This window comes from Streptomyces sp. NPDC086519 (assembly GCF_040686075.1).
In the GTDB taxonomy this organism is placed as follows: Bacteria; Actinomycetota; Actinomycetes; order Streptomycetales; family Streptomycetaceae; genus Streptomyces; species Streptomyces shenzhenensis.
Genome location: NZ_JBFBJL010000127.1, coordinates 1 through 12690, shown reverse-complemented (window position 1 = coordinate 12690; position 12690 = coordinate 1). Strand labels below are relative to the sequence as shown.

General features: G+C 71.2%; 4 protein-coding genes and 1 pseudogene. All 5 read left to right on the top strand.

Going from position 1 to position 12690, the window contains the following annotated elements; genetic code table 11:
* Positions 1–118: 118 nt before the first annotated feature.
* The gene (locus tag AB0P24_RS47050) at positions 119–1621 is read left to right on the top strand and encodes an arabinofuranosidase catalytic domain-containing protein (RefSeq protein ID WP_365805509.1); all 1503 of its coding nucleotides are present in this window, start codon (positions 119–121) and stop codon (positions 1619–1621) included.
* 101 nt (positions 1622–1722) lie between these two features.
* Positions 1723–3555, top strand: coding sequence for an RICIN domain-containing protein (locus AB0P24_RS47045; protein WP_365805507.1), 1833 nt, complete (start codon positions 1723–1725; stop codon positions 3553–3555).
* 56 nt (positions 3556–3611) lie between these two features.
* Positions 3612–6020: pseudogene (locus AB0P24_RS47040) on the top strand (ricin-type beta-trefoil lectin domain protein).
* Positions 6021–6135: 115 nt separating this feature from the next.
* Entirely contained in the window at positions 6136–7467 is a 1332-nt protein-coding gene (locus tag AB0P24_RS47035; RefSeq protein WP_365805505.1) for a ricin-type beta-trefoil lectin domain protein, read from the top strand.
* Positions 7468–8171: 704 nt separating this feature from the next.
* A partial coding sequence (locus AB0P24_RS47030; RefSeq protein WP_365805504.1) for a beta-ketoacyl synthase N-terminal-like domain-containing protein occupies positions 8172–12690 on the top strand: 4519 nt, incomplete at its 3' end.

Genomic DNA, 12690 nt, shown 5'->3' with positions numbered 1-12690 from the left:
GCCCGCCCCCCCCCCCCCCCCCCGGCGGGGGGGGGTGCGGGGGTGGGGGGCACCCGCCACACAGGAGGCCTCCTTGCCCGGATCAGCAACCGATCGCCGGCGAAGGCGGTTCCCGGCCGTGCTCCTGATCGCCCTGGCGATGGCCCTGGCCGCGTTGGGCACACCGGCGTTCGCCACCTCCCCGCGGACCGGGACACCACCCCCCGCCGTCCACCCGGCGGCCGCGCCGGCGAACGCCGCCGCGGCCGACACGCCCCTGCCCTGTGACATCTATGCCGCGGGCGGCACGCCGTGCGTGACGGCGCACTCGACGACCAGGGCGCTCTTCGCGGCGTACAACGGGCCGCTGTACCAGATCCAGCGGTCCTCCGACGGCGGCTACCGCGACATCGGAGTGCTCACCGCGGGCGGGTACGCCGACGCCGCGTCCCAGGTGTCGTTCTGCGCGGGCACGTCGTGCACGATCACGAAGATCTACGACCAGACCGCCAAACACAACGACCTGCCGATCTCCTGGGGCGGCTACTGGAAGGGCCCCGGCCCGAACGGAGCGGACGTGGGGGCCGACGCCATGGCCCTGCCGGTGACCGCGGCAGGCCACCAGGTCTTCGGCGTCAAGGTCAGCCCTGGTGTGGGTTACCGGATCGACCACGCGAGCGGCGTGGCCACCGGCTCCCAGCCCGAAGGCATCTACCTGGTGACCTCGTCGAACTACACGAACCAGTGGTGCTGCTTCGACTACGGCAGCGGCGAGAACTCCCACACCGACACCGGCAACGCCACCATGAACGCCATCTACTGGGGCAACGCCTGCTGGTTCGGCGGCTGCACCGGCACCGGCCCCTGGGTCGAGGCCGACCTGGAGAACGGGATGTACCACACCAACACCGGTTCCAACAAAGACCCGAACAACCCCGGCGTGCACTACCCCTTCGTCAGCGCCTGGGAGAAGAACAACGGCACCAGCAACTTCACGCTCAAGTACGGCAACGGCACCAGCGGCGGCCTGACCACCACCTTCTCCGGGCCGCTGCCGAACGGCTACTCACCGATGAAGACCGACAGCTCGGTCCTGCTGGGCACCGGCGGCGACAACAGCCCCTCGGGACAAGGTGAGTTCTTCGAAGGCGCGATGACCGCGGGCTACCCCTCCGACGCCACCGAGAACGCCGTCCAGGCCAGTATCACAGCGGCCGGCTACGGAACGGGAAGCGGCACCGGCGGCACGACGGGCGCACTGCACGCGGTGGGCGCGGGCAGGTGCCTGGACGTACCGAACTCGTCCACGACGGCGGGTACGCAGACGCAGATCTGGGACTGCGGCGGCGCGGCGAACCAGACCTGGTCGCAGACCGCCTCCCACGAGCTCACCGTGTACTCCGGGAACAGCCTGCTGTGCCTGGACGCCTCGGGCCGGGGCACCAGCCCCGGCACCAAGGTCATCACCTGGACCTGCAACGGCCAGGCCAACCAGCAGTGGAACCGCAACGCCGACGGCACCGTCACCAACGCCCAGTCAGGCCTGTGCCTGGACGTGACCGGCGCCGCCACCGCCAACGGCACCCTCGTGGAGCTGTGGACCTGCAACGGCCAGTCGAATCAGCAGTGGTCGCTGAGCTGACCTGGTGAGAGTTCCGCGCTCGGCTCCGGGGCGGCGTCCGACCGCCGCCCCGGCATACCGCCGTCCCGCAGGGCAGCGGCACCACATCGCAGGAGGATCGGATGAGGACGAGAGCGAAACCCGGCCGTCTGGCACTGGTGGCCGGCACGGTCCTGGCACTCGTGCTGGCGCTGCTGTCGACGGCCCCCAGCCAGGCCGCCTCGGGCACGTCGCTGAGCGTCGACCTGGCGTCGCCCAGGGGACCGTCGACCGGCGTGGGGGAGGGGTTCCTCTACGGCATCAGCGAAGACGGCAGCCAGCCCGCCGACCAGTTCCTCCAACCGCTGGGGATCAACGCGTTCCGCGGCGGCGGATGGTTCTCCGGCGGCTGGATCAAGGACAACTACCAGTACGGCTCGGCCACCCGGGCCGACGTCGACTCGATCGTCGCGCAGGCGAAACGGCTCACCCGGTCGCCCTACCACGCGCAGTACCAGGTGCTGGTGAGCGACATCTACGGCGCGAACGGCGGCCAGCCGTCGAACACGACGTACCCGTGCGACAACGGAGACTGCTCCAACTGGATCAGCTTCATCGACTCCACGGTGGGAGCGCTACAGGCTTCGGGGCTGACGTTCGCCTACGACATCTGGAACGAGCCGGACATCTCCGTCTTCTGGACCCGAGGCGTGAACAGTGCCCAGTACTTCCAGATGTGGGACACCGCCTACCGGGAGATCCGGCGCATCGCCCCCGGTGCACAGATCGTGGGGCCGTCCCTCGCGTTCACCCCGCAGCGCAACCCGGGTGAATGGCAGGCCTGGCTCGCGCACGTGAAGGCGGCCGGGACGGTGCCGGACATGATCACCAACCACAACGAGGGCGACGTCGACGACCCGGTCACCGTCGGGCAGAGCCTCGACAACGCCCTGACCTCGGCGGGCATCGGCCGGTTGCCGCTGTCCTCGAACGAGTACCAGCCGGCCGACCGGCAGACCGCCGGCGTGACGGCCTGGTACCTGGCGCGGTTCGCGCAGTCCGACTACACCAACGCGATGCGCGGCAACTGGGTGTGCTGCGTCACCCCGAACCTGACGGGGGTGCTCACCCAGAGCGGCGGCAGCTGGCTGCCCACCGGCAACTGGTGGGCGCTTCGGGACTACGCCGACATGACCGGCACCCTCGTCGGCACCTCCGGCCAGGTCGGTTCGACGGCGATCTCCGCCTCCGAGGACTCCACCGCCAAGCGCGCGGTGGCCGTCATCGGCGACTCGAACGGATACACCGGCGCCGCCTCCGTGACCTTCGACGGGCTGTCGTCCGTACCCTGGCTGACGAGCACCGGCACCGTGCACGTCACCGTGCACCGCATCCCGGACCAGGCACCGCTGGGTGCCCCGCAGATCGTGTACGACCAGGACGTGAGCGCCTCCGGCGGCTCGATCACCGTGCCGGTCACGTTCCAGAGCTCGCACGACGCGTTCGCCGTCTATCTGACACCCGCCTCGACCGGCGGCGGGGGCTTCCCCGACGGCTACCACCAGCTCGTCGTCGCCAACAACAGCCTGTGCCTGGACGTCTACGGCAACTCCGGCAGCGCGGGCGCCGCGATCGACCAGTGGACCTGCAACGGGCAGGGAAACCAGCAGTTCCAGTTCGTACCGGCCTCGGGCGGCTACGGCGAACTGCGCGCCCAGAGCTCCGGGCAGGACGTGGCGGTCGCCGGCAGCTCCACGGCGGCAGGCACCCCGGACATCGTCCAGCAGGCACCCGGCACAGCGGTCAACGGCCTCTGGCTGCCCGTGCGCCAGTCCGACGGCTCCTACGCGTTCCAGAACCGGAACAGCGGTCTGTGCCTGGACGTGTACGGCGCCGGCAGCAATGCGGGACAGCAACTGGACCAGTGGCAGTGCAAGAACGCACCGGGCACCAACCAGGACTTCGTCGTCCGCTGAACCGTCCGCCGCCCGAACCGGCCGTGGACACCTACGACCCGTGAAAGGAACTCACCGTGTCAGCATTCAGACGGCTGTTCCGGCGCCTGCGCGCTTCGACCGCCGTGCTCGCGGGCCTCGTCCTGGCCGCCGGCGGGATCGTGGCCACGACCGCCGAGCCGGCCCATGCCGCCACCTCCATCACCATCAACGGCGCGTCCGGCGGCCGGACCTTCGACGGCGTCGGCGCGATCAGCGGCGGAGGCGGCAACAGCAGACTCCTGATCGACTACCCCGAGCCCGAACGCGGCCAGATCCTCGACTATCTCTTCCGGCCCGGGTACGGCGCCTCCCTGCAGATCCTCAAGGCCGAGATCGGCGGGGACACCAACTCCACCTCGGGAGCCGAGCCCAGTCACCAGCACACCCGCTCCGACCTGAACTGCGACCGCGGCTACGAGTGGTGGCTGATGGAGCAGGCAAAAGCCCGCAACCCGAACATCAAGCTGTACGGGCTCGCCTGGGGCGCCCCCGGCTGGATCGGCGGCGGGAACTTCTGGTCCACCGACATGATCAACTACCTGGTCTCGTGGCTGGGCTGCGCCAAACAGCACGGGCTCGGCATCGACTACCTCGGCGGGTGGAACGAGAGAGGCTACAACGTCTCCTGGTACGAGCAACTGCGCAGCGCCCTCAACAGCAACGGCTACGGCAGCGTCAAGATCGTCGCGGCCGACTCGGACTGGACCGTGGCGAACGACGTCGACTCCAACCCGGCGTTCGCCGCCGCGGTGAACGTGATCGGCACCCACTACCCGTGCGGCTAACGCTCCTCCCAGTCCAACTGCTCGGTGCCGTCGGCCGCCACGTCCTCCGGCAAGCAGCTGTGGGCGAGCGAGAACGGCTCGGACGACTACAACGCGGGGGCGCCGGCCGTGGCCCGCGGCATCAACCGCGGCTACATCGACGGCCGGATGACCGCGTACCTCAACTGGCCGGTGGTCGCGGCGATCACCCCGAACCTGCCGTACCCGACGATGGGTCTCGCCCTGGCCTCGCAGCCGTGGTCCGGGCACTACGCGATCGGCAAGAACACGTGGGTGATGGCGCAGACCACCCAGTTCACCGCACCGGGCTGGCAGTACCTCGACGCCTCCAGCGGCTATCTCGGCGGCAACCGCAACAACGGCAGCTACGTCTCGCTCAAGTCCACGAACAACTCCGACTACTCCACGGTCATCGAGACGATGGACGCCGGCAGCGCCCAGACGCTCAACTTCAACGTCACCGGAGGGCTGTCCACCGGAACGGTCCACGTCTGGTCGACCGACGTCAACTCCGGCAATCCCGACGACTACTTCGCGCACGCCACGGACATCACCCCGTCCGGCGGCGGCTTCAGCCTGACCGTGCAGCCCGGCCGCGTCTACACCGTGACCACCACGACCGGCCAGGGCAAGGGCACCGCCACCGGCCCCGCCCAGGGCGCGATGAGCCTGCCGTACAGCGACTCCTTCGACGGCTACACCACCGGCACCGAGGCGAAGTACCTCATGGACTGGCAGGGCGCCTTCGAGGTGGCGGCCTGCGGCGGCGGCCGCAGCGGCAAGTGCGTGCGCCAGATGAGCCCCCAGAAACCGATCACCTGGGACGCGCTGTCCGATCCGCACGCCCTGCTCGGCGACGTCGGCTGGAGCAACTACACCGTCTCGTCCGACGTGCTGCTCGAACAGCCGGGCTACGCCGAGCTGATAGGCCGGGCGAACGGCCAGGACTACGGCAGCACCGGCGGGCTGAACGCCTACCACCTGCGGGTGAGCGACACCGGAGACTGGTCGATCCTGAACACCAGCACCAACGGCAGCGTCTCCACCCTCGCCCACGGCACGACCGCGGCGCTGGGCACAGGCCGGTGGCACACCCTGGCCCTGACCTTCGCAGGCACCACCCTCACCGCCGTCATCGACGGTGCCACGGTCGGCTCCGTCACCGACCGCACCTGGGCCGGCGGACAGATCGGCTACGCGACCGGCCAGGGCGAGACGGCACAGTTCGACAACCTCTCCCTCACCCCCGGCAGCGGCGGAACCGGCGGCGGCACGACAGCGACGATCGTCGGGGTCGGCTCCGGCCGGTGCGTGGACGTGCCGAACCAGTCCCAGACGTCCGGCACCCAGGTGGAGCTGTGGGACTGCAACGGCGGCAGCAACCAGCAGTGGACCAGCACCTCGGCCGGTGAGCTGCGGGTCTACGGCAGCTCCTGCCTGGACGCCTCGGGGGGCGGCACCAGCCCCGGCACCAAGGTCGACATCTGGACCTGCAACGGCGGCGGCAACCAGCAGTGGACGCTCAACGCCGACGGCACGATCACCGGCGTCCAGTCCGGCCTGTGCCTGGACGCCACCGGAGCGGGAACGGCCAACGGCACCCTGCTGGAGCTGTGGACCTGCGGCGGCGGCAGCAACCAGAAGTGGACGCGCAACTGATCCGGTGACGGCCGCTGCCAGATCATCGAGCGTGGCGACCAGCGGACCGTCACCGGCGCCTGCCCCCCAGCGACTGATGCACCCTGTCCCCCCTCGACCACGGAAGAAGGAGCGCATGAAACGCAAACCGCTCTTACTGTCCATCGCGGCTGCGATACTTCTCGTCCTGTCAGCTGCGGGCACCTCGTTCGGCAGCGCCCTCGGCGGGCCCGTGCCGGCCACCACCGGCGCCGTCCGGTCGACCGCCGGCTGCGGGAAGGCCCCCGCGCTGACGAGCGGTACCCACACGATCCAGAGCGGCGGCCAGACGCGCAGTTACATACTGCGGGTTCCCGCCGGCTACGACAGCGGCCACCCCTACCGGCTGATCTTCGGGTTCCACTGGCTGGGCGGCACGGCCAACGACGTCGACTCCGGCGGAACGGACGGATACAACTGGTCCTACTACGGCCTGAGGCGCCTGGCCGACAACGCGAACAACAGCACGATCTTCGTCGCCCCGCAGGGCATCAACAACGGCTGGGCCAACTCCGGCGGCCAGGACGTGGCCTTCGTCGACGCCATGGTCAGCCAGATCGAAGCCGGCCTGTGCGTCGACACCACCCAGTTGTACTCCGCCGGCTTCAGCTACGGCGGCGCGATGTCGTACGCCCTCGCCTGCTCCCGGGCGACGGTCTTCCGCGCGGTCGCGGTCTACTCCGGCGCGAACCTCAGCGGATGCGACGGCGGCAACCAGCCCATCGCCTACATGGGTCTGCACGGCATCAGGGACAACGTGCTGCCCATCTCGTCGGGACGGGAACTGCGCGACACCTTCGTCCGGACGAACGGCTGCACCCCGCAGAACCCGCCCGAGCCGGCCTACGGAAGCCTGACGCACATCATCACCACCTACTCCGGCTGCAAGTCCGGATACCCCGTCGTCTGGGCCGCGTTCGACGGAGCGGGCCACGACCCCGGGCCCATCGACGGTTCCACCGGTGACGGCTGGCGCACCTGGACCTCGGCAGCGGTGTGGCAGTTCTTCACCCAGTTCGACTCGAACCAGCCGCCGCCCTCCGGCAACCAGGAGATCATCGGGCAGCAGTCGGGGCGCTGCCTCGACATCAACAACTCCTCGACGGCCAACGGCACGCAGGCCCAACTGTGGGACTGCAACGGCGGCTCCAACCAGCGGTGGACCTACACCACCGGAAAGCAGCTGGTCGTCTACGGCAACAAGTGCCTGGGCGTCGGACAGTCCGCGGGCAGCGGCACCCCCGCGGCGATCTGGGACTGCAGCGGTCAGGCGGACCAGCAGTGGAACGTCGGTGCCGACGGCACGATCACGGCAGCGCAGTCCGGGCTCTGCCTGGACGCCAACGGCCAGGGAACCGCGAACGGCACGAAAGTCCAGCTGTGGAGTTGCACGGGCGGTGCGAACCAGCACTGGCGACTGCAGAACTGAGCGGACGTCAGGCGGTTTCTTCGTGCGTGTCTTCCGACGGAGGGGCCGCGAGGGAGCCGAGCGGCGTGCGGTCCCTCTTCCCCTTCGGGCACGGGCTGCCGTACGCCTCTTCGGCGCCTTCTCGGGCGGCCCCAGGCTGTGCGCCGACGCGCGGGCGGGCGAGGGCCGTCACTGAATTCCTGTCAATGAGCGGCCGGGGAGCCAGGCGCTCTCCGGCCGTTTACTTCAAGGGTTTACAAGAATTTTCCCCGCCGTGTGTTTCACTTGGCGCAATGCGGTTGACGACAGGTTTTTGTCAGGATTGGGTGAGGGTTGACGCAGAGGCGTTCGGTGCGGCTTTCCGGTGTGCCACGATCGAGCCAGTGGACCGAAGTCACCCCGAATTTACAGAGCTCGGCGCGGTCGCATGGCGCGTTGCGCCGCGGTGAGTGCCGGGTGAATGGCCGGGGCGCTTTGACGGGCTTGTGACGGTGTGCCGCCGGTGATCCGGGCGCCGAACGGCCGTTGTATCGATGTGGATTGCCAGGATTTTCGGCCCTTGCGGTGAATTCCCCCCGCTGGCCGAATCAATGCTACCGGACGCGATGAGTGGGATCCGTTGTTGACCCGCGAGTAATGAACTCGCTAGTTTCCGGTGGCCTCACCACGAGCTTTTCGCCGCACACATCCCCCACCGTGCTGTCCTCCCGATTATTCGGAGCGTCATGACGTCCCCTGTGCGTGCTGTCGACCTGATCATGTGCATCACCCCTTTCGGAGAACCCGATGCCAGGCTCGCCACAGCGGTCTGCGCCGCCGGTGGACTCGGCGTCCTCGACCTGGGCCGCGGCGACCGAAGAACCCTGGAGGCGCTGGCCCGGCTGAGACGGGCGGCGCCGGGACCCTACGGCGTGCGGATCGCCGCCGGCTGCGCTCTCACCCCGGACGCTCTCACCCCGGACGGTCCCGGCCCGGCCCCCGACACCGTGGTCCGGGCCGCCGACGCACCCTGGACCATCGCCGAACTCGCCCCGCGCACACGGGTGCTGGCCGAGGTGACCGACCTGGCCGGGGCCCGTGCGGCGGTCGCGGCCGGCGCCCACGGGCTGATCGCCCGGGGCGCCGAGAGCGGCGGCCTGGTCGGCGAGCTCAGCACCTTCGTCCTACTTCAACAACTGCTCGCCGCAGACGAGTTGGAGGTGCCGGTCTGGGCCGCCGGCGGCATCGGAGCGCACACGGCGGCGGCCGCGGTGGCCGGCGGCGCGGCCGGGGTGGTCCTCGACAGCCAACTGGCGCTGCTCGCCGAGTCCCGGCTGCCCGAGGCGACGGCGGCCGCCCTGCGCTCCTTCGACGGCTCCGAGACGGTCGTCGTGGCCGGGCACCGGGTCCTGCACCGCCGCGGCCCGGACGCCGTACACCCGCCCGCCGAGGACCCGGCGGCGGTCGCCGCGCTGCTCGGCGCCGAGGACCTGCGCACCCAACTGCTCCCGGTGGGACAGGACGGCTTCCTCGCCGCACGGTTCGCCGAACGATGGGGCGACGTACGGCGGACCGTACGGGAGCTGACCGCGGCGATCCGGGGCACCGGTGCCGCCGCGGGCGCGCCGCGGCCGGCCGGCTCGGCTGCCGCCGACGCGCTGCGGCCCGCCACCTCCGCCATGAGCCGGGCCCTCGGCACCCGGCTGCCCGTCGCCCAGGGCCCGATGACCCGGGTGAGCGACCGGGCCGCCTTCGCCGCGGCCGTCGCCGACGACGGGGCACTGCCCTTCCTGGCGCTGGCCCTCGCCGACGGCGTCCGCACCCGGGAGATGCTGACCGAGGCCAAGGCCGCGCTCGACGGGCGCCCTTGGGGCGTCGGCGTGCTGGGCTTCGCGCCCGAGGAACTCCGCAACGCCCAGCTCGAAGCGGTACGCGAGCTGCGGCCCAGCCACGCCATCGTCGCGGGCGGCCGGCCCGCCCAGGCGGAGGCGCTGGAGCGCGCCGGGATCAGCACTTTCCTGCATGTGCCCTCGCCCGGGTTGCTGCGGCAGTTCCTGGAGGCCGGCGCCCGGAAGTTCGTGTTCGAGGGGTCCGAGTGCGGCGGCCACGTCGGCCCGCGCGCGAGCTTCCCGCTCTGGGAGGCCCAGCTCGCCGTGCTGGAGGACTTCCCCGACCTCGAAGGCCTGGAGGTGTTCTTCGCGGGCGGCATCCACGACGAACGCTCGGCGGCGATGGTCGCCACCCTCGCCGCGCCCCTCACCGCCCGGGGCGCGGCCGTGGGCCTGCTCATGGGCACCGCCTACCTCTTCACCGAGGAGGCCGTGGACCGGGGCGCGATCCAGCCCCTCTTCCAGCGCCAGGTCAGGGCGGCCGCCTCGACCGCCCTCCTGGAGACCGCGCCCGGCCACGCCACCCGCTGTGTCCCCAGCCCCTTCACCTACAACTACCGCGAGCGCGAAACCGACCTGCGGAAACAGGGAGTGCCCGACCGGCGGGTGTGGGAGGAACTGGAACGGCTCAACGTCGGCCGGCTGCGCATCGCCAGCAAGGGTGTCGACCGCACGGCCGACGGTGAGCTGGCACCGGTGGACGAGCAGCGCCAGCTCTCCGACGGGATGTTCATGGCCGGAGAGGTCGCCGTCCTGCGCTCGGCGACCACCACCGTGGCCGCCCTGCACCACGCCGTGACCGACGGAGCCGCCGACTTCCTGGCGCGGCGGACGGCTCCCGAGAAGCAGACGGAGCCCACCGCCCCCGGGCCGCTGGACATCGCGATCGTCGGCATGGCCTGCATGTTCCCCCAGGCTCCCGACCTCGCCGCGTTCTGGGCGAACGTGGTCGCCGGGCACGACGCGGTCACCGAGGTGCCGGCCGACCGCTGGGATCCGGCCGTGCACCACGCCGACGGCAGTACGACGTCCAAGTGGGGCGGATTCCTGCCGCCGATCCCCTTCGACCCGCTGAGCTACGGCATCCCGCCCGCCTCCCTCGGGCACATCGAGCCGGTTCAGCTGCTGGCTCTGGAGGCGGCCCGGCGCGCCCTGGACCACGCCGGATACGGCGCGCGGGGGCGGGAGTTCGACCGTTCGCGCACCTCCGTCGTCTTCGGCGCCGAGGCGGGCAGCGACCTGTCCAACGCGGCCACCCTGCGCGCGGTTCTGCCCTCCTACTACGGCAGGGTGCCTGAGGGGCTGGAGGACCAGTTGCCCGGGCTGACGGAGGATTCCTTTCCGGGGATGCTGGCCAACGTCATCTCGGGCCGGATCGCCAACCGTCTCGACCTGGGCGGCGCCAACTACACGGTGGACGCGGCGTGTGCCTCCTCGCTGGCCGCGGTCGACGTCGCGTGCAAGGAGCTGGTCGCCGGGACGAGCGATGTGGTGCTGTGCGGGGGTGCCGACCTGCACAACGGGATCAACGACTATGTGCTGTTCTCGTCCGTGCACGCGTTGTCGCCGACCGGCCGCTCCCGTGCTTTCGACGGCTCCGCCGACGGTATCGCGCTCGGTGAGGGCGTGGCCTGCGTCGTCCTCAAGCGGCTGGCGGATGCCGAGCGCGACGGCGACCTGGTCTACGGCGTCATCAAGGGCCTGGGCTCGTCCAGCGACGGCCGCTCCCTGGGGCTGACCGCCCCGCGGCCGGAGGGGCAGCGGGCGGCGCTGCTGCGGGCGTACCGCAACGCGGGGATCTCGCCCGCGCGGGTGGGGCTGGTCGAGGCGCACGGGACGGGCACGGTGGTGGGTGACCGTACCGAACTCAGCATCCTCAGTGAGGTGTTCGCGGAGGCGGGCGCGGAGAACGGCGGTTGTGCGCTGGGGTCGGTCAAGTCCCAGATCGGGCACACCAAGTGTGCTGCCGGCCTGGCCGGGCTGATCAAGACCACTCTCGCCCTGCACACGGGTGTCAAGCCGCCCACCCTGCACCTCGACCACCCCAACCCGGCCTGGAAGGAGGCGGACAGTCCGTTCGCCTTCCACACCGAGGCGCGGCCCTGGGCGGTTCCTGCCGCCGAACGGGTGGCCGGGGTCAGCGCGTTCGGTTTCGGCGGCACGAACTTCCATGTGGTGCTCGCCGCGTACGACGGCGCGCTGCCGCCGGAGCAGGGGCTGGATGCCTGGCCCGCCGAGCTGTTCGTGTTCCGGGGCCGGGACGAGAAGGCCGCCCACCGGGGCGTCGAGGAGATCTTGAAGGCCGCCGGGACCGGCTCCTGGCGGCTGCGTGACCTGGCGCTGGCCGCCGCGCGCCGTTCGGATGCCTCGAACGAGCCGGTGCGGGCCGCGGTGGTCGCCGGCGACGTGGCCGGGCTGACCGGACAACTGCGCCGGGTCCTGGCCGGGGAGCACGACCCGCGCGGGGGGATCCATCTGGCCTCTTCGCGGCCCGACGCCGACGCCAAGGTCGCCTTCCTCTTCCCCGGCCAGGGCAGCCAGCGCCCCGGCATGCTCGCCGACGTCCTCATCGCCTTCCCCGAGCTGCAGCACTACCTCCAGCTCGGCCGCGCCCACGCCGACACCCTCTACCCGCCCACCGCGTTCGACGAGGAGACCCGCGAGCGCCGCCGGGCCGCCCTCACCGACACCCGGGCCGCCCAGCCCGCCCTCGGCATCACCGGCCTCGCCGCCCACGCCTTCCTGACGGCGGCCGGCGTCCGCCCCGACATGGCCGCCGGCCACAGTTACGGCGAACTCGTCGCCCTGAGCGCGGCCGGCGCCCTCAGCCCCGAGACCCTCCTGGAACTGAGCGCCGAACGCGCGGCCGCGATCCTGGCCGCCGCGGGCGACGAACCCGGCACCATGGCGGCCGTGTCCGCCGCAGCGGACGACGTCGAGCGCGCGCTGCGGACGGCCGGCGCCCCGCCCACCGTGGTCGTGGCCAACCACAACTCGCCCCGGCAGACGGTCGTCTCCGGCCCGACCGACGAAGTGACCGAGACCGTGAGGCTGTTGCGCGAGGCCGGTCTCGGCGCCAAACGGATCCCTGTCGCCTGCGCCTTCCACAGCCCGGTCGTGGCCGGGGCGGGCGACCGGTTCGCGGAAGTCCTCGCGGACACGGCCGTACGACCGCCCGAGTTCCCGGTGTGGTCCAACCGCACGGCGGCCCCCTACCGGCCGGACGCCGACGCCGTACGCGCCGAACTCGCCGCCCAGATCGGCTCACCCGTCGCCTTCAGCGCCCAGATCGAGGCGATGTACGAGGCCGGGGCCCGGGTCTTCGTGGAGGCCGGGCCCGGGACGGTCCTGACCCGGCTGGTCGGGCAGATCCTCG